General features: G+C 37.0%; 24 protein-coding genes and 4 pseudogenes. 22 read left to right on the top strand and 6 right to left on the bottom strand.

Going from position 1 to position 23521, the window contains the following annotated elements; genetic code table 11:
• The first annotated feature begins 12 nt into the window (after window positions 1-12).
• The 10 genes from JCM15092_RS08455 to JCM15092_RS08410 all read left to right on the top strand — a co-directional run bounded on the left by JCM15092_RS08455 (window position 13) and on the right by JCM15092_RS08410 (window position 6620).
• The gene (locus JCM15092_RS08455; RefSeq protein ID WP_024994283.1) at window positions 13-201 is read left to right on the top strand and encodes a DUF5320 domain-containing protein; all 189 of its coding nucleotides are present in this window, start codon (window positions 13-15) and stop codon (window positions 199-201) included.
• 11 nt (window positions 202-212) lie between these two features.
• Window positions 213-575 carry a NifB/NifX family molybdenum-iron cluster-binding protein gene (locus tag JCM15092_RS08450; RefSeq protein ID WP_024994282.1) on the top strand — a complete coding sequence of 121 codons (363 nt, stop codon included), beginning with the start codon at window positions 213-215 and terminating at the stop codon, window positions 573-575.
• Window positions 550-1440 (top strand): nucleotide-binding protein, encoded by an 891-nt coding sequence (locus tag JCM15092_RS08445; RefSeq protein ID WP_024994281.1) that lies wholly within the window; start codon window positions 550-552, stop codon window positions 1438-1440. Before JCM15092_RS08450 ends, JCM15092_RS08445 begins: the two co-directional genes overlap by 26 nt.
• Window positions 1421-1861, top strand: coding sequence for a 4Fe-4S binding protein (locus JCM15092_RS16615; RefSeq protein WP_051532522.1), 441 nt, complete (start codon window positions 1421-1423; stop codon window positions 1859-1861). Before JCM15092_RS08445 ends, JCM15092_RS16615 begins: the two co-directional genes overlap by 20 nt.
• Entirely contained in the window at window positions 1855-2283 is a 429-nt protein-coding gene (locus tag JCM15092_RS16610) for a P-loop NTPase (RefSeq protein WP_051532521.1), read from the top strand. The genes JCM15092_RS16615 and JCM15092_RS16610 overlap by 7 nt, the downstream gene beginning before the upstream one ends.
• Window positions 2284-2335: 52 nt before the next feature.
• Window positions 2336-2740 (top strand): acyl-CoA thioesterase, encoded by a 405-nt coding sequence (locus JCM15092_RS08435; protein ID WP_024994280.1) that lies wholly within the window; start codon window positions 2336-2338, stop codon window positions 2738-2740.
• A gap of 39 nt (window positions 2741-2779) precedes the next feature.
• Entirely contained in the window at window positions 2780-2953 is a 174-nt protein-coding gene (locus JCM15092_RS17220) for a hypothetical protein (RefSeq protein WP_159101380.1), read from the top strand.
• Between the two features lie 297 nt (window positions 2954-3250).
• Window positions 3251-3712 (top strand): C-GCAxxG-C-C family protein, encoded by a 462-nt coding sequence (locus JCM15092_RS08425; protein ID WP_024994279.1) that lies wholly within the window; start codon window positions 3251-3253, stop codon window positions 3710-3712.
• Window positions 3713-4458: 746 nt separating this feature from the next.
• Entirely contained in the window at window positions 4459-4755 is a 297-nt protein-coding gene (locus tag JCM15092_RS08415; RefSeq protein ID WP_024994278.1) for a carboxypeptidase-like regulatory domain-containing protein, read from the top strand.
• Between the two features lie 53 nt (window positions 4756-4808).
• Window positions 4809-6620: a TonB-dependent receptor plug domain-containing protein gene (locus tag JCM15092_RS08410; protein ID WP_024994277.1), complete on the top strand. Its 1812-nt coding sequence runs from the start codon at window positions 4809-4811 to the stop codon at window positions 6618-6620.
• Window positions 6621-7056: 436 nt separating this feature from the next.
• On the opposite strand, the gene JCM15092_RS16600 is transcribed toward JCM15092_RS08410, so the two are convergent.
• Window positions 7057-7644, bottom strand: coding sequence for a radical SAM protein (locus tag JCM15092_RS16600; protein ID WP_051532519.1), 588 nt, complete (start codon window positions 7642-7644; stop codon window positions 7057-7059).
• Window positions 7645-7868: 224 nt separating this feature from the next.
• On the opposite strand from JCM15092_RS16600, the gene JCM15092_RS08400 reads away from it, so the two are divergent.
• Genes JCM15092_RS08400 through JCM15092_RS08390 form a run of 3 tightly spaced genes read left to right on the top strand, consistent with a single transcriptional unit; the run spans window position 7869 to window position 9982 of the window.
• Window positions 7869-8270 (top strand): 4Fe-4S binding protein, encoded by a 402-nt coding sequence (locus tag JCM15092_RS08400; RefSeq protein WP_024994276.1) that lies wholly within the window; start codon window positions 7869-7871, stop codon window positions 8268-8270.
• Between the two features lie 26 nt (window positions 8271-8296).
• Complete coding sequence (locus tag JCM15092_RS08395; protein ID WP_024994275.1) at window positions 8297-9103, top strand: Mrp/NBP35 family ATP-binding protein; 807 nt, start codon at window positions 8297-8299, stop codon at window positions 9101-9103.
• A gap of 39 nt (window positions 9104-9142) precedes the next feature.
• Window positions 9143-9982, top strand: coding sequence for an MBL fold metallo-hydrolase (locus JCM15092_RS08390; protein ID WP_024994274.1), 840 nt, complete (start codon window positions 9143-9145; stop codon window positions 9980-9982).
• A 15-nt stretch (window positions 9983-9997) separates the two neighbouring features.
• Here the strand turns inward: JCM15092_RS08390 and JCM15092_RS17055 are convergent.
• Window positions 9998-10525: pseudogene (locus JCM15092_RS17055) on the bottom strand (transposase); the annotation flags it as partial.
• A gap of 288 nt (window positions 10526-10813) precedes the next feature.
• Window positions 10814-13537 (bottom strand): pyruvate, phosphate dikinase, encoded by a 2724-nt coding sequence (gene ppdK, locus JCM15092_RS08380; RefSeq protein WP_024994272.1) that lies wholly within the window; start codon window positions 13535-13537, stop codon window positions 10814-10816.
• Window positions 13538-13734: 197 nt separating this feature from the next.
• Here ppdK and rlmD point away from each other — a divergent pair.
• Window positions 13735-15152: pseudogene (rlmD, locus tag JCM15092_RS15495) on the top strand (23S rRNA (uracil(1939)-C(5))-methyltransferase RlmD).
• Between the two features lie 134 nt (window positions 15153-15286).
• Window positions 15287-16177, top strand: coding sequence for an RluA family pseudouridine synthase (locus tag JCM15092_RS08370; RefSeq protein WP_051532524.1), 891 nt, complete (start codon window positions 15287-15289; stop codon window positions 16175-16177).
• Window positions 16178-16184: 7 nt separating this feature from the next.
• Here the strand turns inward: JCM15092_RS08370 and JCM15092_RS08365 are convergent, their stop codons facing one another.
• Complete coding sequence (locus JCM15092_RS08365; protein WP_024994270.1) at window positions 16185-17003, bottom strand: Cof-type HAD-IIB family hydrolase; 819 nt, start codon at window positions 17001-17003, stop codon at window positions 16185-16187.
• A gap of 155 nt (window positions 17004-17158) precedes the next feature.
• Here JCM15092_RS08365 and JCM15092_RS08360 point away from each other — a divergent pair, with 155 nt between their 5' ends.
• Entirely contained in the window at window positions 17159-18358 is a 1200-nt protein-coding gene (locus JCM15092_RS08360) for a DNA recombination protein RmuC (RefSeq protein WP_024994269.1), read from the top strand.
• A gap of 4 nt (window positions 18359-18362) precedes the next feature.
• On the opposite strand, the pseudogene JCM15092_RS15490 reads toward JCM15092_RS08360, so the two are convergent.
• Window positions 18363-19612 (bottom strand): annotated as a pseudogene (locus tag JCM15092_RS15490) (sensor histidine kinase).
• 229 nt (window positions 19613-19841) lie between these two features.
• Window positions 19842-20033, bottom strand: a complete 192-nt coding sequence (locus tag JCM15092_RS15485) for a winged helix-turn-helix domain-containing protein (RefSeq protein WP_034541778.1) — start codon at window positions 20031-20033, stop codon at window positions 19842-19844.
• A gap of 288 nt (window positions 20034-20321) precedes the next feature.
• On the opposite strand from JCM15092_RS15485, the pseudogene map reads away from it, so the two are divergent.
• From map to JCM15092_RS16855, 6 genes and pseudogenes are all read left to right on the top strand, one after another.
• Window positions 20322-21175, top strand: a pseudogene (gene map / locus JCM15092_RS15480) (type I methionyl aminopeptidase).
• Window positions 21176-21195: 20 nt separating this feature from the next.
• Complete coding sequence (tsaD, locus tag JCM15092_RS08340; protein WP_024994268.1) at window positions 21196-22215, top strand: tRNA (adenosine(37)-N6)-threonylcarbamoyltransferase complex transferase subunit TsaD; 1020 nt, start codon at window positions 21196-21198, stop codon at window positions 22213-22215.
• Between the two features lie 10 nt (window positions 22216-22225).
• Window positions 22226-22726: a CinA family protein gene (locus tag JCM15092_RS08335; RefSeq protein ID WP_024994267.1), complete on the top strand. Its 501-nt coding sequence runs from the start codon at window positions 22226-22228 to the stop codon at window positions 22724-22726.
• Between the two features lie 102 nt (window positions 22727-22828).
• Window positions 22829-23089: a 50S ribosomal protein L28 gene (rpmB, locus tag JCM15092_RS08330; RefSeq protein ID WP_024994266.1), complete on the top strand. Its 261-nt coding sequence runs from the start codon at window positions 22829-22831 to the stop codon at window positions 23087-23089.
• Between the two features lie 19 nt (window positions 23090-23108).
• Window positions 23109-23297 (top strand): 50S ribosomal protein L33, encoded by a 189-nt coding sequence (rpmG, locus tag JCM15092_RS08325; RefSeq protein WP_024994265.1) that lies wholly within the window; start codon window positions 23109-23111, stop codon window positions 23295-23297.
• Between the two features lie 9 nt (window positions 23298-23306).
• Complete coding sequence (locus tag JCM15092_RS16855) at window positions 23307-23462, top strand: DUF4295 domain-containing protein (protein WP_005841293.1); 156 nt, start codon at window positions 23307-23309, stop codon at window positions 23460-23462.
• The last annotated feature ends 59 nt before the right edge of the window (window positions 23463-23521 follow it).

Raw genomic sequence — 23521 nt, 5'->3', positions numbered from 1 at the left:
ATTCATAAAACTATGCCACGTTTAGATGGAACAGGCCCCGAAGGAAGAGGCTCAGGAACCGGACGCCAATTGGGTAATTGTGCTGAGCATACAAAAGAAGAACTCTTAGAAAAGCTTGGAAAAGGTGAAGGAAAAAGAAGACGTTCCGGTGGCGGAGAAGGAGATAAGAAACGTTTAAAAAGTAGTGACAAACTTAAATAATAAGATAGAATATGAATAAAAGAATTGCAATACCTGTAGAGGATGGTATGTTATGTGAACATTTTGGTCATTGTGAATATTTTTATGTAGCCGATTTGGAAAACAATAAAATAGTTAAGGAAGAACAGATTACTCCTCCCGAACATCAACCGGGTCTTTATCCTGCCTGGGTAGCAGGTAAGGGTGTATCAATTGTTATAGCCGGTGGTATGGGAGAGAAAGCAAAACAACTATTCCGTCAGCAGAACATTGATTTACATGTTGGTGCAGAGAAAAAGGAGCCTAAAGAATTAGTACTCGATTTTATCAAAGGGAACTTAATTACAGGAGCCAATACATGTAATCATCATGAGCATGAACATAGCTGTAGCTAGTGGTAAAGGCGGTACGGGTAAAACATTTTTTTCAACGAACTTGTTTTACTCGCTTCGTCAAATGGGCTATTCTTCTTTATTGGTTGATTGTGATGCAGAGGCTCCCAATTCATTTATATTTTTTCCAGTTAAAAAGCTAAGTGAGTACGTTGTAACAGAATATAGACCGGTTCTCGACCGTTCTAATTGTGTTTTATGTGGAAAGTGCGCTGAATACTGTAATTATCATGCCATCTTCTTTTTGCCGGCAATGAATAAAATTCAGTTGCTCGATGACCTCTGTCACGGATGTGCTGCTTGCTCGGTTGCTTGTAATTACTCAGCAATAAGAGATTCCTATAAGTTTATAGGAAAAGTTACATCTTATAGAACGGATGAAGATGGTGCATGCATGTTCGAAGCAAAAATGACTCCGGGAGTTTCATCTCCGGTTCCTATCATAAAATCGGCTGTAAAGATGGCTGTGAAACAAACCAATCAGCAAAATGTAGATTATGTGATACTGGATTCTCCTCCGGGAATAGCTTGCCCGTTTATACAGACAGCTTCACATGCCGATTTTGTAGTCTTAGTAACAGAGCCTACACCTTTTGGATTGAGTGATTTAAAACAAACCGTTGACACTCTGAAAACAATTGGTAAAGAAATGGGAGTTGTAGTGAATAGGGCAGGACTGGGAAACAGAGATATTTATCAGTATCTGGAAAAAGAATCAATTCCATTGTTGGGCGAAATACCATTCAATAAAGAAGTTGCTTTTCTTTATTCAGAAGGTAGAATTGCAGTAAAAGAATTAAGTTCGTTACAGGTAATATTTCAAGATATAGTAAATAATATAGTTAGTTATGGAAATAGCAGTAATTAGTGGTAAAGGAGGTACAGGCAAATCGAGCATAAGTTCCGCTTTTATTTCAGTTGCAAAATCGGCAGTAGTTGTTGATTGTGATGTAGATGCTTCAAACCTCTATTTACTGTTTTCACCATTGTGTAAAGAAGAGGAAGTCTTTGTGTCCGGTAGTCATGCTGTAGTAAACAACGATAAATGTACTAACTGTAACACATGCATTGATCTTTGCCGTTTTGATGCTATATCCAAAGTCAATGGTAAAATTAGAATCTCAGAATCCGCTTGTGATGGGTGTTACCTGTGCTCTCGTGTCTGTCCTGTTCAGGCAATAAAGATGATTCCTGCAGATAAAAGCCGTATGTATGCCGGAACCTTTCGTTACGGCGATATGGTTTATGGTCGTTTAGCTCCCGGAGAAGAAAATTCCGGAAGATGGTAAATCTATTGAGAGAGAAGGCAAAGAAATATGTAGAGGATTATGGTTATGATACAGTTATACTCGACGGTCCTCCGGGTATTGGCTGTCCGGTTATATCAACCATTACAGGAGTCGATAAGGTTGTAGTAGTAACAGAACCAACAATTTCAGGCTTTCTTGATATGAAACGTGTAATTGAAGTTGTTTGCCGTTTTTCCGTTCAAAAGTCAGTCATTGTGAACAAGTACGATTTGAATCCCAGTATTTGTGAACAAATAGATAAGTGGTGCGAAGAGATGAAAATTCCTGTAGTAGCTCATTTACCTTTCGATGCACAAATAGTTGAAGCTATGATAGCCGGTAAAACAATAATTGAGTACAATAAAGATTGTGAGGTATCTCGTTTAATAGAGAATGCTTACAACACAATTTATGCCTTCTGATAAGTTACCAAGAGTGTAATGCAAAAAGTATTTTTGTTAAGTAAAAGTAATTATGATTAGTCATCAATGTAAAATAAGGGTGTTATATCCTGATACAGATAAAATGGGATATGTACACCATTCAAATTATGCCCGTTATTGTGAGAAAGCCCGCTGGGAGCTTCTTAGAGAGTTGGGAATAACATATAAAGAAATAGAAGATTCGGGTATAATGTTACCGGTAGTAGGTATGAGTTTTAAGTATTTAAAGCCTGCGGTATATGATGAATTGCTTCGAATAGAAACAGAGTTGAAGGAGATAAAAGGTCCTTTAATTAAATCTGTTTATTCCATTTTTAATGAAGAGAACGAATTGATAAATAAAGGCGAAACTACTCTTGCATTTGTCAATGCAGATACTCGTAAGCCATGTCATCCTTCATCATTGCTATTAAAAGCAATTAGTGAAAGGCAATAGTATTATTATAATAAAATAAGAAGAATAAAGATTATTATTATGAAAAGTTTTTTATATCTATTTATTGTGTCACTTGCCTTATTAGGAAGTGAAGTAAATGCACAGAGTGCAAAAGCAAAAACTGTATCAAACTGTTACAAAAAAAAGGTTGTTTTAAAGATGCAAACAATAATAAAGTTTGTGATAAGTATGAATCAGGTACTTGTGTCATAGCAAAAAGTCATGTAAATAATCGTAATGTGAAAGACGAAAGTTTGTGTAATGGCAGTGGTATAAAGAAAGTTAAGTCAGTAAAGACTAATAAAAAATAAAAACAGTAGTTTTTTGTAATAAGTTATATTATCATTTATTTGTTAGTAGAGGGGGCGTTGTATAGCTTCTGGTTCAGTTTGTTAGCCATTTCTTGTGAATAAATGAGCTAGAAGCTATGTTTCTTGTAATTATTATGTCCGGGAAATAGCAACTTTATTTTCCGGACTTTGAAATTGTTAATAGTATAAAGTTAGAACAATGGAAGAAAGAATAAATAAAGCTGTAGAGTTATTTAAGAGTGGATACAATTGCTCACAATCTGTAGTTGCAGCTTTTGCCGATTTATATGATCTTACAGATGATCAGGCTTTGCGCATATCAGCTTCTTTTGGTGGAGGCATTGGCCGTATGAGGGAGACTTGCGGAGCTGCATGTGGAATGTTTATCCTTGCGGGACTGGAGAATGGTACAACCATTGCAAAAGACCAAAAGGGAAAAGGAGAAAATTATAAGCTTGTTCAGAATCTGGCGACTGTGTTTAAGGAACGTAACGGCTCATTGATTTGTGGAGAACTGTTGGGACTAAAGAAAGATCATGCCATCTCATCTACCCCAGAAGAACGTACAACCACATATTTTGCAAAACGCCCATGTGTAAAGATGGTAGAAGAAGCTGCCAGAATCTGGGCTGAATATCTTGAATCTCAAAAATCAGAGTGATACGATAAAAACGACTAGCTTTTTGATTGTTTACAACTTAACTTTTTTATTAACATTTAAAATGAACAGATTTGGATAAGATCTTTGAAAAGCTTCCATTAACTGGTGTAAGAATGTAATAGTTGTTGCATTAGGTAAAAGCGTAGATGGATTATAATAAATTAAGTAAATATAGTATTCGGCCAATTTGTGGAAAGAATAGCTATGATTCTTTCTTTTAAGTAGATTTTATAGTTATAAACTTAGTGCCTTTCTATAGAGTAAAATAAGTAATGAAAAAGAGTAAAAAAAGAATTGTTGTTCTAGCATGGTTTTTATTGGTTTCGCTTATGCCGCTATATGTGGTTAAAGCGCTGCACTACCATTGCGTAGAATGCAATTCTGCTGAGAACTCTTGTTCGCATAACGACAGTAGTCATCATTCATCAGAAAACTGTCCTATATGCCATTTTTATCTTTTACCCTTCACCGAGAATTGTTTGCTTCGGCTAACTGTTTTCATGTCTTTTATTGCTGTTTGTGTTGCTTGTTATCTGTGCAAGTGGTTTGTAGAGAATACAGACTCAATATATCTTAGAGCTCCTCCTGTATTGTAATATAATTTTGTTTTTTTGTTTCGAGAAAGATTGATTGAAACACATTATAAATAAGTTTTATTATAATATAAATAAGAGTAATAATGAAAAGATATAGTATTCTTTTTTTTTATTCTGTTCGTTGTAACTAAAATTAACGCGCAGAATACGTTGGCGGGTAAAATTTCAAGTATAACTAATGAGCCTTTGACAGGTGCAACTATTCAAATACCCGATTTTAATTGTAGCACAATAGCTAATAAACAAGGTGAATATATTCTCAAAAATTTGCCTGAAGGAAATATAAAAATGATTTTTTCTTTTATAGGGTATAAAACTGTAATTGAAACTGTAAAAATAGTAAAAGGGGAAAACAAGACTGATATTAGCTTGAAACCATCATTTGTACAAACTGAAGAAATTGTAGTTACAGGTGGTCCGTTTCGTCGCAACATGATAATGCTGTAAAGATTGATATTGCAAGAGGTAATGACATGTTGTTTTCCGGAACGCCTAATTTAATGGAATCGCTTACTTTTGTTCCGGGTGTTGATATGATTTCTAAAGGTATGGGTATTTCAAAACCTGTAATCAGAGGACTATCAATGAATGATGTTTTGGTACTTAACAATGGTGTGAGAATAGAAAATTATCAGTTTAGTGAAAACCATCCATTAGGTATTGATGATAATAACATAGATAGGGTTGAAATAATAAAAGGTCCGGCTTCAATGCTTTATGGTTCGGATGCAATTGGTGGAGTGCTTAATTTTATAAAAGAATCACCTGCACCAATAAATAAGCTTGTTGGAGAATATCATACCCAATTTTTTTCTAACACATTAGGAGTAACAAATAGCTTAGGTCTAAAAGGAGCTTCAAAACATTTTTTTGGTGGAGTAAGAGCTACAAATAAAAGCCATTCCGATTACAAGCAAGGTGGAGGCACTTTTGTTCCCAACTCAAGGTTTAATGAATGGGCATTCAATGCTAATGCAGGTTACACCGGAAAAAGATCCCTCTTTAAAATTAATTACGATTATTTTGGTCAGAAGCTTGGCATGTCTGTGCCTGCGGTAGTTCCAATTATAACAGAACAGGGGCGTAAAACTAAAATTTGGTATCAGGATTTAGAGCATCATCTTGTTTCATCTCAGAATAGAATTCTATTCGGTCAGTTTAAATGGGAGACTAATATTGCCTGGCAAACAGCGTTAAGAAAATTGAGAACAACAATTGCTGATCCTGCAGTAGAAATGAGATTAAATACACTAACATACGATTCAAAATTATATTTTCCTTCCAGTAATAATGCAGAATATATAATTGGTATTCAGGGAATGAGCCAAACAAATCGTAATCAGCACAACAGAGTTTCCCAGTTTTTGCCGGATGCCAATGTTGATAATATTGGAACCATGGCTCTTGCACAGTATACTTTCTTTTCAAAACTAAAGCTTCAGGCAGGTGTTCGTTATGATACTTACAGAACCAAAGCTTATTCAATGGGAACTGAGGGTACTGCTAATTATCATGCTTCGTTTTCAAAAAGATTCACTAGTTTTAATGCTTCATTAGGGGCTAACTATAGTCTTACCAACCAGATTATTCTGCGAACAAACTTTGCGAAAGCTTATCGTGTTCCTAATTTATCAGAATTAACCTCCAATGGTTTGCATGGAAACAGATATGAATTAGGTAACAATGCTCTTACACCTCAGAATGCTTATGAAGCAGATGCAAGTATGCATTATAATGGAGAGTACATATCATTTGAGATAGCAGGATTCTATAATTATATAGATAACTATATCTATATTTCACCAACAGGTAATAAGAATGCAAATGGTTTACTTTATTATCAGTTTTCTCAAAGCAACGCAAAGCTTTTTGGTGGTGAAGCCCGAGCTGAATATCGTTTTAAAGGTCTTCAGTGGCTTTCAGTAGAAGGTGCTTATTCAACCGTTACCGGAAAGCAATTCAATGGCAATAATCTGCCATTTATACCGGCTCAGAAAGTCCGTGCAAAACTTAAAGCCGAAAAAGATCGGATAGGTGTTTTGATTTCACCCAATGTGTGGTTTGTTGCATTAAAGGCATTCAATCAAGATCATCCTTCATTGTATGAAACATCTACAGATGGATATACTCTTTGCGATGCAGGAATTAATTCAGGATTGAGAGTCTGTAATCAACTTGTTAATTTAGGGCTATCTATAAATAACATATTTGATACAAAATATTATGATCATCTATCTACATTAAAAGCGGTAAACATTTATAATCCGGGACGTAATATTAGTTTAACTCTCACTATACATTTTGGAAATTAGAAAAAACGATATTATTTGTAAAAAGTAAGTTGTAATATGTAATCCCCTTATTTGCCTTCATTAATAAAAGGTTAAATAAGGGATTTATATATTAAATTTTTCTGAGATAGAACATGTTCGATCTATATGTCACTTTTTTGTATTAGTTTGTATTTCAACAAATTCGCTACCACTTTAAAGTCTGCATTGTCTTTTTTAAGCAATTCATACATCGTATCTTCTCTTATTGGGTGTACGGCACAAATGTTTAAAATTTCTTCGTCGGCCTTACCGGTAAATCCTGTGTTTGTACCCTCAAAAGCAATATGAAGCTCTACATTCAATTTGTTGTGAAGGAAAATCTGATAAGCTTCGGTTAGTGTGTTTTCATCGGGAGGTATAACAGAAGCTATAGCCGGAGGTCTTGGTGGAATGGAAATGTATGCAGTGCCCAGATTTACCCGGCAAATAAGATCTGCTGTTTGCTGTAAAGTCTCACTAGCATCATTACCCCATTTACAAGCATAGTCTCAGTAGCCAGTTTGTCTTTATATTCTTGCGAAAATTGAATAAGTCCGGATAGATAATCATCAAAGTAAATTTTAGTATACGGCCTATTAATTTGCTTCCAAATCTTTTCATCGGCAGTATCAATTTTTACCGACACCCAATCAGCTAGTTGCAGATCTTCTCTTACTGATGAAGATTTCAGTAATGAAGCATTTGTTATAACAGCAATAGGAATGTTAAATGCTTTTAGCTTTTTAATTGACTGTCCAAGATTTATATCCAGTGTAGGTTTACCATTAGCCACAAAAGTCAGATAATCAGGCCTGTCTTTTTCTTTTAATATGCTTAGATGCTTTTTAACCTTCTCATATATAACCGACGGGTCATAGAATATTGCTCTGGTACTTCTATACTCATCTGTTATACCAATCTGGCAGTAAATGCATGAATATGAACATATTTTCTTAGTTGGTATATTGTTTATTCCAAGACTTTTGCCTAATCTGCGTGATTTTATAGAACTAAAACTAATCATATTTATATTAAATTTACTATTAGTTCTATTTATTTAAAGAGCATCACCTTTTAGTAATATATTATGTTATAAACATTTTCTAATGAACATTTGTTCATTAATGTTTTATTAATTTATGTATGAAAGTCTTTTATAAAAAATAAATTTTAAAACAACTCATTATGAACAAATGTTCATTATATTTGCATTGTGTATTCATTGGCAAACAATTAAATTGAGAAGAAATGTTTGGTAGAAATAATCCTCATGGAAAAGGCCCTTTTAGAACAGGCTCCCTTAAAAATACAGTAGATATTTGTGTATGTCCATCTTGCGGATATGCAGTAGAGCATGAATGTGGAGTACCATGTAACACATTGTTATGTCCAAAGTGTGATTGTCACTTAGTTAGAAAAATTGTTATTGAGATTCCTGAAGATAGCGTGGCGAAAAAAAGTAAAAATAAGAAAAGCGCTCAGCCTTTCCCTAAAGTAAATTCAGAATTATGCATGGGATGCGGTGAATGTGAAGCAATTTGTCCCACCAGTGCAATTTCAATAATAGATGGTGTAGCATTTATAGATGAAAGCAAATGTAGGAAATGCCGTTTATGTGTAACGGTATGCCCTTCAGAAGCTATAAGTTAAATATTAATTTTTTTAAAGAAAAAAGAATGAAACAGATTGTTGAGAAGATTCTTATACCTGGAGTTAAGAATCTTATTGTAGTTGCTTCGGGTAAAGGCGGAGTGGGTAAGTCTACTATTTCAGCCAATTTGGCTATAACTCTGGCAAAGAAAGGTTATAAAACAGCACTTGTAGATGCCGATATTTACGGTCCTTCTATTCCAAAAATGTTTGATATTGAAAACGAAAGACCGGTTTTGTCAGATGTTGAAAGCAATAAAATGGAGCCGATAGAGAAGTACGGAGTAAAAATAAATTCTATAGGCTTTTTTGTTGATAAGGATAAATCAATAATATGGCGTGGTCCAATGGTATCAAATGCAATAACACAATTGTTTACAGACACGCATTGGGGTGATATTGATTATATGATAATCGATTTTCCTCCGGGGACTGGAGATATACAGATTACTACCGTGCAGAAATTTAATATTAATGGAGCTTTAATAGTAACAACACCACAAGAGATAGCTGTAAATGATGCTCGCAAAGGAGCCGAAATGTTTCTTAATTCCAGCATAGAAGTTCCGTTGATTGGTCTGGTTGAGAACATGTCATGGTTTACTCCAAAACTGCATCCGGAAGAAAAATATTACATTTTTGGAAAAGATGGAGGTCAAAAACTATCCAGCGAATTAGGTACACCATTATTGGTACAAGTTCCTTTGATTAAGGAAGTTGGTGAAGTAGCCGAACATGGAGAGAATTACTGTAATTTGCAGAATGAAGAAATGAATTCAATCTTTGAAAAACTTGCAGAAAGTGTTACTCAGATAGTTCCTGTTTTATCATAATACTCTATTTTGCAAAGAAATAATTATGAAACATCTTATATGCTAAAAGTAATAGTTCTGATAGATAACAACAAATCACAATCAAATTGTAATTTGCTTTGCGAACATGGATTATCTATTTATTTTGAAGCCGACAATAAGAAATGGCTATATGATGTGGGTGCGTCTGGAAAGTATCTGCTTAACGCCTTAAAATTGGGGATAGAAGGTAATGAAGTCAATAATCTTATCCTTTCTCATGGTCATAAAGATCATACCGGCGGACTGAAAGATTTCTTGCAAACAAATACTTCAGCTCAAATATTTGTTCCTCAGGGAATAAGTAACCGCTATTATTACACTTACAGACACGAGCGTAAACGCGATATAAGTACGGACCATTCATTATTTACCGAATATCCATCACGCTTCACTTCTGTAAAAGAAAGCATTTGGTTGTCAGATTCTGTAGCATTGGTTTACAATGACAGTTACTTATACCTTAAACCAAAGGGTAATCAGTATCTCACGGTTTCTGATGGAACATCCGAACACCCCGATCTTTTTAACGATGAAGTAGCACTGGCTGTAAAGACAGAGAAAGGGTTGATGGTACTTTCGGCTTGCTCGCATAATGGGGTTTTGAATATACTTCAATCTTGTGCTAATTTTACAAGTTGCAATAATGTTTATGCTTTTGTAGGTGGAATGCATCTGGTTGATGGTATATCCGAAGAGCAGGATGATGTAGAGAGTATTGCAGATGAGATTAAGAATATATATCCTGATATAAAGATCTATACCGGTCATTGTACTGGCGAAAATGCTATTTCCGTTTTAAGCCGTAAAATGAAAGATAGATTTTGTGTTTTTAATAGTGGGATGGAAATTCCTATATAGTACCTGTTGACGGAATTAAATTAGTGCATATTTAATTCCGCCAATGGGTCTTTTATTAATCTTGTTCATATATTAAAATATTGTAAGTGCACTAATTTCCCTTTAATTATGGCAAACAATCCTTCAGTTTGTTTTGCATAATCTCTGATTATCATAAATTGATCACTTAATTGTACAGAAAGTGTTTCAATCCTTTTCCTAGCTTTATCAAATGGAACAAATAAAGGTTTCCAATCTTTTTGATTCGACGGATATGGAACTACCAACTTAATATTAACTTTTTCAAATAAATCTATTTGTATAGCCGCTCAAATATATCCTACGATCACAGATGATCGTGCAACTCTGAAAGTTATACTTTACATTTTTCAAATAATGAATATCGTGAACACTTGCCTTTGTCAGGCCAAAAGAGTGTATAACACCACTAGAATGCAATTTATATCCGTAATAATGTTTACCCTGTGAAGCACAATAGCAATAATTAGCAGCTTTATCATAATCGCATTGAAAGCGCATTGCTCTTGGAATTTCGCAAGACTCTTAGAAGTCAAGATAAAAATATAGCTTAAAGTAATAAATTCTTTCAGTTTACGACACCTCATAATCCTCTACACATGAACCTCAGTTCTCAATGAGCTGTGCAAACGGGGCAACTGGAGGTGACATTGATGTAATCTCATAACTATAGAAGGAATATGTTCTGGAAGTACTTTGACTAATCTTTCAACTCATTTTACGCAAAAAATGAATTAGATTAGCAAAAAAATAGAGGGTGTAAACATCCAAATTATAGATATTTACACCCAACTATCTGATTATTTAATATTTTTATTTTTCTTCTACTGCCGCCTGTGCCGCTGCAAGTCTTGCGATAGGCACTCTAAATGGAGAGCATGACACGTAATTCAAACCAACTTTGTGGCAGAACTTAACTGATGATGGTTCGCCCCCATGTTCACCGCAGATGCCGCACTTCAATTCAGGACGTACTGAACGACCTTTCTGGACAGCCATCTCAATGAGCTGACCAACACCTTTCTGGTCGAGTACCTGGAATGGGTCTACCTTAAGGATCTTCTTCTCAAGATATACTGGCAAGAATGAAGCAATGTCATCACGTGAATAACCGAATGTCATCTGAGTCAAGTCGTTTGTTCCAAATGAGAAGTACTCTGCACGTGAAGCAATACGGTCTGCTGTAAGGGCAGCACGTGGTATCTCAATCATTGTACCAACCTTAAATGGTATTTCAGTTCCAAATTCTTCGAACAACTGAGCTGCAGTATCACGGATAATCTTCTCCTGAGCTTCGAACTCATAAAGAATACCTGTAAGTGGAACCATGATCTCAGGATGTGGATCCAAGCCCTCTTTCTTAAGTTCCAAAGCTGCACCTATGATCGCTCTTGTCTGCATCTCTGTAATCTCAGGATATGTGTTTCCAAGACGACAACCACGGTGACCAAGCATTGGGTTATGTTCGCAAAGACTCTCTACTCTCTGACGGATATATGATACGGTAACCCCCATAGCATCTGCCATCTCCTGCTGTCCCTTCTCATCGTGTGGAACGAACTCGTGGAGTGGGGGATCAAGAAGACGGATATTTACAGGACAACCATCCATAGCTCTGAAGATTCCCTTGAAGTCATCTTTCTGATATGGAAGCAATTTTCCCAATGCTTTCTTTCTTCCTTCTACATCCGGAGCAAGAATCATCTCACGCATAGCTACAATCTTCTGACTTTCGAAGAACATATGCTCTGTACGACAAAGTCCGATACCTACTGCACCAAACTGACGTGCTACCATAGCATCGTGTGGAGTATCTGCATTTGTACGTACTTTAAGACGTGAATATTTATCACAAAGGTCCATAAGCTGAGCGAAATCACCTGATACCTCAGCTGCCTTTGTATTTACTTTTCCTTGGTAAACTTCTCCGGTAGTTCCATTCAATGAGATAAAATCACCCTCATTAAGAACTACTCCGTCGATCTCAACTGTACGTGCCTTATAATCTACATTCATTGCACCTGCACCTGAAATACAGCATTTACCCATACCACGAGCAACTACTGCTGCATGTGATGTCATACCTCCACGAGCGGTAAGGATACCTTCGGCTACTGCCATACCTGCCAAATCTTCAGGAGATGTCTCGATACGTACAAGGATTACTTTCTTACTATCAGCAGCCCATAATGCTGCATCATCTGCAAAAAATACGATCTGACCTGTTGCTGCTCCAGGAGAAGCAGGAAGTCCACGTGTAAGTGTCTTTGCTGTCTTAAGTGCTGCCTTGTCGAAGACAGGGTGGAGGAGTTCATCTAGTTTATTTGGCTCGCAACGAAGCAATGCTGTCTTCTCATCAATCATTCCCTGATGAAGAAGATCCATAGCTATCTTAACCATAGCTGCTCCTGTACGCTTACCATTTCTTGTCTGCAAGAACCACAACTTACCTTCTTGAACGGTAAATTCCATATCCTGCATATCGTGATAGTGATTTTCTAGTTTTGTCTGGAGTTTATCCAACTCATTATATATCTCAGGCATAGCCTCTTCCATAGAAGGGTATTTGCTTGATCTAACTTCTTCGGAAATACCGGCACGCTCTGCCCATCTCTGTGAACCGATCTTAGTTATCTGTTGTGGGGTACGGATACCTGCAACTACATCTTCACCTTGTGCATTGATAAGGTATTCTCCATTGAATAGATCTTCACCTGAACCTGCATCACGAGAAAAACAGACTCCGGTAGCAGAGTTGTTACCCATGTTACCGAATACCATTGCCTGTACACTTACAGCAGTTCCCCATTCAGCAGGTATACCTTCCATCTTACGATAAAGAATTGCACGCTCATTCATCCAAGAATTGAACACTGCACAGATTGCGCCCCAAAGTTGCTCATAAGCTGATACAGGGAAGTCCTGACCTGTTTGTTCTTTTACAGCAAGCTTAAAGCGTTTTACCAACTCTTTAAGATCTTCTACATCAAGCTCATTATCTAATTTAACACCTTTTCCCTCTTTAACTGATTCTATGATTGCTTCGAATGGATCGATATCTTCCTTGTTTGTAGGTTTCATGCCAAGAACAACATCACCATACATCTGTACGAAACGACGGTAAGAGTCCCAAGCAAAACGAGGATTGGCTGTCTTTCTTGAAAGTCCCTCTACAACTTCATCATTAAGACCAAGATTGAGGATGGTATCCATCATACCGGGCATAGAAGCACGGGCACCTGAACGAACGGAGACTAAAAGAGGATTCTCAACATCACCAAACTTTGAACGCATAAGTACTTCAACTCCGTGCAAAGCTTTCTCAACATCTTCCTTGAGGATCTTTACAACGGCTTCTTTTCCTATCTCATAATATTCATTACATACTTCTGTAGTAATTGTAAAGCCGGGAGGAACCGGAACTCCTATAAGATTCATTTCTGCAAGATTTGCACCTTTACCTCCAAGAAGGTTCCTCATGTCAGCTTTTCCTTCAGCTTCTCCATTACCGAAGGTGTAGACTCTTTTTTTCTCCATTATTTCAATGTATTAAATTTATTGTTTCAAGGTTATTGTTGTCGCAAAACTATTGATATTTTATTTATGTGCAAATTTTCTACAACAAAAAATCACGCTTTTTGCTATTTCGACATTGCAATTTTATATTAACAAAAATAATATAAAACATATCGACTTTTTTTTACTACATTTGTCCCAAATTAACTTTTTAAAAAGTGGGTAGAAAGAAAAAAGAACTTCCTCTATTAGAGAAGATCACTATAACAGATGTTGCTGCCGAAGGTAAGGCTTTGGCTAAAGTAAATGACCTCGTAATTTTTGTTCCCTATGTAGTTCCGGGTGACGTAGTAGACTTACAGTTGAAACGCAAGAAAAATCATTATGCCGAAGCAGTGGCTGTGAACTTTCATGAGTATTCTCCAAAAAGGGCTGTACCTTTCTGTAAACACTATGGTGTGTGCGGCGGATGTAAATGGCAGGTGTTGCCTTATGAGGAGCAGTTGAAATATAAACAGAAACAGATATTCGATAACCTCACAAGAATAGGTAAGATAGAATTGCCTGAGATGTCACCAATACTAGGCTCTGCAAAGACTCAGTCTACAGAAATAAATTGGAGTTTACATTCTCAAATAAAAGATGGCTGACTGAAGAGGAGGTTAAGGCTGATGTGAAATATGATCAGATGAATGCTGTGGGATTCCATATTCCGGGCGCTTTCGATAAGGTGCTGGCTATAGATGAATGTTGGCTTCAGGATGATATAAGCAACAGAATAAGAAATGCTGTGAGAGATTATGCTTATGAGCACGAATTCTCTTTCTATAATATTAGACAACAAGAGGGACTTCTAAGAAACCTTATGATCAGAACATCGTCTACCGGAGAACTGATGGTTCTTCTTCAATGTAGAGTAGAGGGTGAGAATGATATCAACCAGGTTAATAAACTCCTGGGATTTGTTGCTGATAAATTCCCTGAAATAACATCATTACTATATGTGGTAAACAACAAGTGCAACGATACAATAAACGATTTGGATGTTGTTGTGTTTAAAGGAAACGACCATATATTTGAAGAGATGGAGGGACTTAAGTTCAAAATCGGGCCTAAATCATTCTATCAGACAAACTCGGAACAGGCTTATGAGCTCTATAAGGTGGCAAGAAATTTTGCCGGACTTACAGGCAACGAACTTGTATACGACCTTTACACCGGTACCGGTACTATAGCGAACTTTGTATCAGGAAAAGCTGCAAAGGTAATTGGTATTGAGTATGTGCCTGAAGCTATTGAGGATGCAAAGGTGAACTCAGAGATAAACGGAATAAAGAACACATTGTTCTATGCAGGTGACATGAAGGATATCCTTACTCAGGAGTTTATCAATGAGCATGGCCGCCCTGATGTAATAATCACTGACCCACCTCGTGCGGGAATGCATGACGATGTTATAAATACTATACTTTTTGCTGAGCCAAAGCGCATTGTATATGTAAGCTGCAACCCTGCCACTCAAGCACGCGATCTATCTCTGCTTGATGCTAAATATAGCGTTAAAGCTATTCAACCGGTAGATATGTTTCCACATACACATCATGTGGAGAATGTTGTTTTACTTGAAAAAAGATAAATATGGCTTATACAAAAAAGAGCAATAGCGAAAGGGTGGGAAAGAACTCGCCAAGCAAAAGTGGACCAAGAAAGAGTGCTCCAAGTAAGAGTGCTCCAGCCAAAAGAGGCGACGGAAAGAGACCTCCAAGAGCTATGGCTGCACCTAAATATACAGTATTCAATGTGCATGAACCTGCTGAGCTGATGGAATTCCTGATGCAGAAGATGGCAGGAATAAGCCGCAACAAGGTGAAAGCACTTCTGACAAATAGAGTTATCCTAGTAGACAACGCCATCGTAACTCAATACAACTTCAAACTCTTGCCGGGAATGAAGGTGCTGATGAGCAAGGCAAAGAACAACGTAGAGTTCAATAACCCTATGCTGAAAATAGTATATGAGGATGCATATATTATAGTAGTTGAGAAGAAGGAGGGACTTCTCTCTGTAAGTACAGAGCAACAAAAAGAGCGTACTGCCCAGCACATATTAAGTGAATATGTAAAGAAACAATGCAGAGGCAACAGAATTTTTGTCGTTCATCGTCTTGACAGAGAGACTTCAGGTCTGATGATGTACGCTAAAGATGAAAGAACTCAGAATACTTTACGTGACAACTGGCACGAGATAGTAAAAGACAGAAGATATGTGACTATTGTGGAGGGAGAGATGGAGAAGGACTTCGGTACCATAGAGACATGGCTTACCGACAAGAAACTCTATGTAAGCTCATCTCCATTTGATGACGGAGAGGGAAAACAGGCTATAACTCATTACAAGACAATTAAAAGAGCTAACGGATACTCTTTGGTAGAGCTCAATCTGGAAACAGGAAGAAAAAACCAAATCAGGGTACACATGTCTGAGATGGGACATCCTGTGGTGGGAGATGAGAGATATGGAAGTGAGATAAATCCTTTGGGAAGAATGGCCCTACATGCATTCAAGCTCTGCTTCTATCATCCTGTGACTAATGAACTGATGGAATTTGATACTCCATATCCATCAGCTTTCAAGTCTCTTTTAATTAAGAAGCAGAACTAGTAAAATATCAGTCAGCCTTGTTGAGAATGAATTTCTCGACAACGGCTGCTACTCCATCTTCATCGTTAGAAAGGGTAATATAATCTGCATTCTCCCTTACTACATCCTGAGCATTCGCCATTGCCACACCCAGTCCGGCATATTTAATCATAGAGAGATCGTTATAACCATCTCCAACAGCTATCATCTCATCTTTTGTCATTCCCAACTCATCCAACAGCACAGAGAGCGACTGCGCTTTATCTATTCCCTTAGGTACAAGCTCGAGGAAATATGGTTCCGAACGGAATACACCCATCTTATCCTTTAACTCATGGTACATCTCTTTCTCAAGTTCCGCAAGGCGATTTGGTTCACCAACGATAAGACACTTTGCAATAGGCAACTTTATCTCCTTAAGGAAATTGTCCACCTTCTTTGGTGACATAACATTGAGAATTGCCTCTTTCAGCACATACTCGTCATCCGGATGTTCGGTAAGTACATACTTTCCGTCGTAGGTTATGATAGCGAAGTTATTCTTCTTTGAACACTCATAAAGATATGGAATGACATCTTCATCGAGCATCTTCTGGTACATCATCTCACCGGTCTTCCAATCTATGATTTCACCGCCATTGTATGAAAGGATATAACTCTCATATTTATTAAGCTCCAACTTATCGGCTATAGGTACAATGCCATATGTAGGGCGACCTGAAGCAAGCACAATCTTCACTCCCTGCTTTTGAGCCTCAATAAGCACATCGCGCGTATGATCTGTTATCTCCTTTTTTGAATTTGTTACAGTTCCATCTAGGTCTAGGACAAGCAATTTATATTTCATCGAATAAAATCTTTATATAATATGGTACAAATATACAACAAGAAATGGAAATATTCTCCTGAAAAGTGAGATGTAACCTAGATTTAATGCTTTGACAAGGACTTTCTTGTCATATAAAATCAAATTGACTATTTTTGTTCAAAACAATATTATATATGGAATTGATTCTACTAATTATCATTACAACTTTGCTGGTTGTAAACATTGCTATACATCTGACTAAGAGTAACAAAGGAGATAGTGAGAGGCTCGAGAACATTATCCGTCTTGAGATGAAAAGCAACAGAGAGGAGATAAGCTCGGAGATAAGGAATCTGAGAAATGAACTTACTCAGACTCTATACAACAACCAACGTGCCAACAACGACATACAGAAAGAGAAGTTTGAACTGATGAGCCGTCAGCAGGATGCTCTTATAAAGAGTACTGAGAAGAGACTGGACGAGATGCGCATAATGGTGGAGGAAAAACTTCAGAAGACTCTCAATGAGAGGATAGGACAGTCGTTCGAACTGGTACGCAACCAACTGGAGAACGTACAGAAAGGACTGGTAGAGATGAAGTCGCTTGCACAGGATGTGGGTGGACTGAAGAAGGTGCTTACAAACGTAAAGACCAGAGGTACATTCGGAGAGGTACAGTTGAGCGCGCTGCTTGACCAGATGCTAAGCCCTGAGCAGTACGAGTCAAATGTTAAGACTAAAAAGAACGCCACAGAATTTGTAGAGTTTGCCATAAAGCTCCCTGGCAAGGATGATGTAGACGGAACAGTTTACCTACCTATAGATGCAAAATTTCCTAAGGATGTTTATGAGCAATATTATGATGCTTACGAAGCAGGTGATGCTGCTCTTATCGATTCGTCATCCAAACAGCTGGAGATTACAATAAAGAAGATGGCAAAGGATATACATGACAAATATCTTGATCCTCCTTATACAACAGACTTCGCTATTATGTTCCTGCCTTTTGAAAGTATATATGCTGAGGTAATAAGAAGAACAGCATTGGTGGAATATCTCCAGAAGGAGATGAAGGTTATTGTTACCGGACCGACTACTCTTGGGGCAATACTGAACAGTCTGCAGATGGGATTCCGAACTCTTGCTATACAGAAGAGGACTAGCGAGGTATGGAAAGTGCTTGGAGCAGTGAAGACTGAGTTTGGTAAATTCGGAGGTATGTTGGAAAAGGTTCAGAAGAACCTGCAAAATGCAGGAGACCAACTTGATGAAATGATAGGAAAACGTACTAAAGCTATAGAGAGAAAGCTCAGACAAGTAGAAGAGATGCCTGAGGCAGAGAGCAATATTATGCTGCAACTACCGGAGGCATCTGATTATGAGGATGATTAAAATGCTATTTCTTGAGTTTGATGATGAAGGTAGATCCCTTTCCAACTTCACTATCGATGGTCAGTGTACCACCATGAGCTTCAACAAAATCTCGTGAGATGGATAGTCCTAGACCACTTCCCTGTACTTTTGCACCTGGGACTCTGAAGTAGTGATCGAATATTGACTCGTGGTAGCGTGGGTCAATACCTTTGCCGAAATCTGTTACAAAGAGTTCGATAAATCCATCACCGGTATCCCTAGCGCCTATGACAACTCTTGAGTTTCGTAAGAGTGACGTATCGCATTAGAGAGAAGGTTAGTAAGTACCCAAGCTATCTTCTCACTATCGACAAAGAGTTTTCCAATTTTCTCTTCAGGATAATCTACCTCTATCTGAATATTGAATTTTTCAGCCTGCACATTGTTCACCTTGAGAGCATAATCAATCAACTCTATAGGCTTTGTTATCTTTGGTTTTAATTCAAGTCTTCCAAATTCACTACCTGACTCTTTCAGCTTATATTCTGTTACATTCTTGAGCAGCACTACGTAGCCTTTATGCTCCATTCCACTTCTGTCTTTTCTAGGCTGAGTAATATCGGAGTATTCAACCTGGTAATAGTTCTCCTTATCATCAGCATATAAGCGGATAGGATCCTGTGGCCTTACGTTATCTACAACCGGACGGATTACTCTGCGCATCAAATCGTTTGTGATAGCTATCTTCTGAGCTGATACCTTTATTACATTGTCGCGATCAAGATTCATAACGCTAAGTGCCTTATCATTGATGAAGAGTATCTCGAAATCATTATTCATACCGATAACAGGTTCATTGATTCCATTGATGATGGCTTCAAGGTATTGTTTACCTGATTTCATCTCGGCAAGAGTGCTGACATGATACTCCTGCAATCGTGCAGACATTCTGTTGAAGTTGTTAGATACCTTAATAAACTCATCAGTACCCTTAAGTTCCAATCTCTTAGAGTAGTTGTGATTTGCTATCTCCTGAATACCGTCAACAAGTTTTCTAATCGGATTAACAATGGATGATGGCAAGTGAAAGAGAAGAATTATACCTACGATAATGCATAATGCACCTACACTTACTATCCATAATATAGCTGTATGCAATGCATCGGCTGCATGAGTAGTTGATGGGGCAATATCTGTTATTATCTGAAGATTAACAACAGACAGAATTATTATTAGTACTATCATAAGTACTAAAGTCCCGATTCCAAAAGTCAATTTTGTCTTTATGTTCATAAGAATAAAATATATTGTCTAGTTAATAGATATATGCCGGAAAATTAGTGCGCAAATATAGATATATATTTATTATAAACATTGATTATTTTTAACTATGATTAATTAAAGCGAAAAAGAGTCATATCCAACAATGATATGACTCTCAGAATAAATATTCTTATTGGATTCATTATATCTTTAATTTTAATATTAACTAACCAATATATACATTAAGAATTAAGCACATTCAATCGTAGCTATCACCTTTAGTCTCAAGTTCAATTTTGTTTTCACGTGCAAGCCAACCTATAGCTGTATTCATTTCACGATCAGACAAACCTGTAGCTTCCTTGACATCTGCATATTTCCAACGTCTATTATCACTACTGAGTAACTTCCATATTTTCCCAGCATTTAGTCCTATTTGTTCTTTATTCATAATCATATTATTTATATTTATAAATTATTAGTCAACTCGCATCTATTTTATAGTAATAAACAATTATCCTATGAAGAAAGATTCCTTAAACAACAAAAAATTCTCGAGATTCGAGCTCTTTTAACAAATATTCGTCATTTTGTTGCATACACATTTCAGAAACGGGCTCATTTCATATAAAAGTAAAGAGAGTACCTATTTTTGAGCAAATTAATAATCACATTTATTATTAATATTACTTTATTCTAAATATTTCACCTAAATTTGTATCACTTTTAAATAAACATTATGAGTAAAAGAGATATAAGGTGGAGAGTCCCCAGTGGTGTTGAGCCAACTGAACTTGATAAAATGGTAATGTATTACCAAAATCATGGACACCTGGTTCCTAAAAGAGAGCTTATCAAGACCCCGGAACAGATAGAAGGTATCAGACAGAGTGGCATTATTAATACAGGCGTTCTAGACTTAGTAGCTAAAGAGATACACGAAGGAATGAGCACCCTAGATATAGATAAACTGGTTCACGATTATACTATTGCTCATGGAGCAATTCCTGCAACACTAGGTTATGAAGGTTTTCCAAAAAGCTGCTGCACATCTATAAATGAGGTAGTATGCCACGGAATACCAAATGAGGATGAAATTCTAGAAGAGGGTGACATTATAAATGTTGATTGTACTACAATATATAATGGTTATTATGCCGACGCTTCAAGAATGTTCGTAATAGGAAAGACTACTCCTAAGAAGCAGAGACTTGTAGAGGTTGCCAAAGAGTGCCTGCAGATAGGTATGGAGGCAGCTAAACCATTCTCGTTTGTTGGTGATATAGGTAACGCTATAGAGAAACATGCTAAGAATAACGGTTTCTCAGTAGTGAAAGACCTTTGCGGACATGGCGTAGGAGTGGAGTTCCACGAAGAGCCGGATGTTGAACATTATGGTAAGAAAGGTACAGGAATGTTACTTGTACCGGGAATGGTATTTACCATAGAACCAATGATAAACGTAGGTACTTATAAGGTCTTTATAGATGAAGAGGATGGATGGACTGTTGTGACTGAAGATGAAAAACCATCGGCACAATGGAACATACATTCGTAATGACAGAGAACGGACTAGAAATACTAACATATTAGAATAACAATATTACTATAAAATGGATACAATAATATTGGGTATTGAATCCTCTTGCGACGACACATCTGCTGCGGTAATCAAGAACGGTATACTGCTTTCTAACGTTATATCAAGTCAGGCCGTACATGAGGCTTATGGCGGAGTGGTGCCAGAACTGGCATCAAGAGCACACCAGCAGAATATTGTGCCTGTAGTGCATGAGGCGCTGAAAAGAGCTAACATAACAAAAGAGGAACTTAGTGCTGTAGCCTTTACAAGAGGACCGGGACTTATGGGCTCCCTTTTAGTAGGTGTCTCTTTTGCAAAAGGTTTCGCACGCTCACTTGGTATACCGATGATTGATGTTAACCATCTGAATGGGCACGTGTTAGCTCATTTTATTAAAGAATCGGATGATGATAACGATAAGCCAAGATTCCCATTCTTATGCCTTTTGGTATCTGGAGGAAACTCTCAGATTATCCTAGTTAAGGCATACAACGATATGGAGGTGCTTGGCCAAACTATAGATGACGCAGCCGGAGAGGCTATAGACAAATGTTCTAAGGTTATGGGACTCGGTTATCCGGGAGGACCTATCATCGACAAACTAGCTCGTCAGGGAAATCCAAAAGCCTATACATTCAGCAAGCCACATATTCCGGGATATAACTACAGTTTCAGTGGACTTAAGACTTCATTCCTATACTCATTACGCGATTGGATTCAAGAAGATCCCGATTTCATCGAGCATCATAAGAATGACTTAGCTGCATCACTGGAAAATACCATAGTAGAAATACTTATGGATAAACTTAGAAAAGTAGCTAAAGATCTTAATATAAAAGAGGTTGCAGTAGCAGGAGGTGTATCTGCAAACAATGGACTTAGAAATGCATTCCACGAACATGCCAAGAAATATGGATGGAAGGTTTTCATTCCTAAATTCAGCTATACAACAGATAATGCAGCCATGATAGCAATAACAGGATACTATAAGTTTCTGGACAAAGACTTCTGCAGCATTGATAAACCCGCATATTCACGAGTAACAGTATAATTTTAGAGATATGTTATTAACCGGTAAATTTTTGAGCAAAGGGATTAATGAACTCTTCTGGAAAGAGAGCCTTACGCTTGCCACGGCTGAGAGCTGCACAGCAGGAAATATTGCAGCAACTATTACATCAATCCCAGGTAGCTCACACTTCTTCAAAGGTGGAATTATTGCCTATTCCAACGAAATAAAAGAGTCTATTCTTGGTGTAAGTCACGAAACTTTGGAGAAATTTGGTGCAGTAAGTGAAGAGACTGTAATAGAGATGGCAAAAGGCGCTATTAGAGTGATGGATACAGATTGTGCTGTAGCAACATCGGGCATAGCAGGACCAACAGGCGGATCACCTGAAAAGCCGGTAGGAACAGTCTGGATAGCAGTAATTAGCAAAGATGAAGTAAAAACAATAAAATTAGATGGTGATTATGGCAGAGCTATGAACATTTCTGCTGCAACTCAAAAGGCTCTTGAACTTCTCCTCGAGATGTGCCAAAGTAAAGAAAATGAGGAATAAGCACATAATTATTTAATAAATGTTTGCTTAATCAAAAAAAAAGAGTTACTTTGCGCTCTGTTTGAGATAACCATTAAAAAAACTGTAAAAAATAAGATAGCAATGTCGAAGATTTGTCAAATTACCGGGAAGAAAGCCATGATTGGCAACAACGTATCACACTCAAAAAGAAGAACTAAGAGAACTTTTGATGTGAACTTGTTTACAAAGAAGTTCTATTATGTAGAACAGGACTGCTGGATTAGCTTGAATATATCTGCTAACGGCTTACGTGTTATTAATAAAAAAGGCCTTGATGCAGCATTGAACGAAGCAGTTGCAAAAGGTTATTGTGATTGGAAAAGCATCAAAATTATTGCTTAATTTTAAAAAGAGATAGACTATGGCAAAAAAGGCTAAAGGTAATAGAGTACAGGTAATCCTTGAGTGCACAGAAATGAAGGATAGTGGTATGCCGGGCACTTCTCGTTATATTACAACAAAAAACAGAAAAAATACCACTGAGAGATTGGAATTGAAGAAATACAACCCAATTTTGAAGAAAGTAACAGTTCATAAAGAAATTAAATAATTATAAACCATGGCAAAGAAAACAGTCGCAACCCTTCAGACAGGTAAAGAAGGACGTTCTTATACTAAGGTTATCAAGATGGTTAAATCTCCAAAAACAGGTGCTTACATCTTTGACGAACAAATGGTTCCTAACGAAAAAGTACAAGACTTCTTCAAGAAATAATTATATTATTTCTTATAGACATAAATAATATAAAAAGTTCCTTTTCTATAACAGAAAAG

Source organism: Phocaeicola paurosaccharolyticus JCM 15092 (genome assembly GCF_000613805.1).
Classification (GTDB): domain Bacteria; phylum Bacteroidota; class Bacteroidia; order Bacteroidales; family Bacteroidaceae; genus Phocaeicola; species Phocaeicola paurosaccharolyticus.
This window is presented reverse-complemented; position numbering and strand designations above follow the sequence as displayed.

Coding starts and splice junctions, on each gene's coding strand:
- JCM15092_RS08395 (WP_024994275.1), top strand. CDS start 8,297: ATGAAACAGATTGTTGAGAAGATTCTTATACCTGGAGTTAAGAATCTT.
- JCM15092_RS08390 (WP_024994274.1), top strand. CDS start 9,143: ATGCTAAAAGTAATAGTTCTGATAGATAACAACAAATCACAATCAAAT.
- ppdK (WP_024994272.1), bottom strand. CDS start 13,537: ATGGAGAAAAAAAGAGTCTACACCTTCGGTAATGGAGAAGCTGAAGGA.
- JCM15092_RS08400 (WP_024994276.1), top strand. CDS start 7,869: ATGTTTGGTAGAAATAATCCTCATGGAAAAGGCCCTTTTAGAACAGGC.
- JCM15092_RS08425 (WP_024994279.1), top strand. CDS start 3,251: ATGGAAGAAAGAATAAATAAAGCTGTAGAGTTATTTAAGAGTGGATAC.
- rpmB (WP_024994266.1), top strand. CDS start 22,829: ATGTCGAAGATTTGTCAAATTACCGGGAAGAAAGCCATGATTGGCAAC.
- tsaD (WP_024994268.1), top strand. CDS start 21,196: ATGGATACAATAATATTGGGTATTGAATCCTCTTGCGACGACACATCT.
- rpmG (WP_024994265.1), top strand. CDS start 23,109: ATGGCAAAAAAGGCTAAAGGTAATAGAGTACAGGTAATCCTTGAGTGC.
- JCM15092_RS15485 (WP_034541778.1), bottom strand. CDS start 20,033: ATGAATAAAGAACAAATAGGACTAAATGCTGGGAAAATATGGAAGTTA.
- JCM15092_RS08445 (WP_024994281.1), top strand. CDS start 550: ATGAGCATGAACATAGCTGTAGCTAGTGGTAAAGGCGGTACGGGTAAA.
- JCM15092_RS17220 (WP_159101380.1), top strand. CDS start 2,780: ATGAAAAGTTTTTTATATCTATTTATTGTGTCACTTGCCTTATTAGGA.
- JCM15092_RS08360 (WP_024994269.1), top strand. CDS start 17,159: ATGGAATTGATTCTACTAATTATCATTACAACTTTGCTGGTTGTAAAC.
- JCM15092_RS16600 (WP_051532519.1), bottom strand. CDS start 7,644: ATGATTAGTTTTAGTTCTATAAAATCACGCAGATTAGGCAAAAGTCTT.
- JCM15092_RS08455 (WP_024994283.1), top strand. CDS start 13: ATGCCACGTTTAGATGGAACAGGCCCCGAAGGAAGAGGCTCAGGAACC.
- JCM15092_RS16855 (WP_005841293.1), top strand. CDS start 23,307: ATGGCAAAGAAAACAGTCGCAACCCTTCAGACAGGTAAAGAAGGACGT.
- JCM15092_RS08335 (WP_024994267.1), top strand. CDS start 22,226: ATGTTATTAACCGGTAAATTTTTGAGCAAAGGGATTAATGAACTCTTC.
- JCM15092_RS08435 (WP_024994280.1), top strand. CDS start 2,336: ATGATTAGTCATCAATGTAAAATAAGGGTGTTATATCCTGATACAGAT.
- JCM15092_RS08370 (WP_051532524.1), top strand. CDS start 15,287: ATGGCTGCACCTAAATATACAGTATTCAATGTGCATGAACCTGCTGAG.
- JCM15092_RS08365 (WP_024994270.1), bottom strand. CDS start 17,003: ATGAAATATAAATTGCTTGTCCTAGACCTAGATGGAACTGTAACAAAT.
- JCM15092_RS16610 (WP_051532521.1), top strand. CDS start 1,855: ATGGTAAATCTATTGAGAGAGAAGGCAAAGAAATATGTAGAGGATTAT.
- JCM15092_RS16615 (WP_051532522.1), top strand. CDS start 1,421: ATGGAAATAGCAGTAATTAGTGGTAAAGGAGGTACAGGCAAATCGAGC.
- JCM15092_RS08450 (WP_024994282.1), top strand. CDS start 213: ATGAATAAAAGAATTGCAATACCTGTAGAGGATGGTATGTTATGTGAA.
- JCM15092_RS08410 (WP_024994277.1), top strand. CDS start 4,809: ATGGAATCGCTTACTTTTGTTCCGGGTGTTGATATGATTTCTAAAGGT.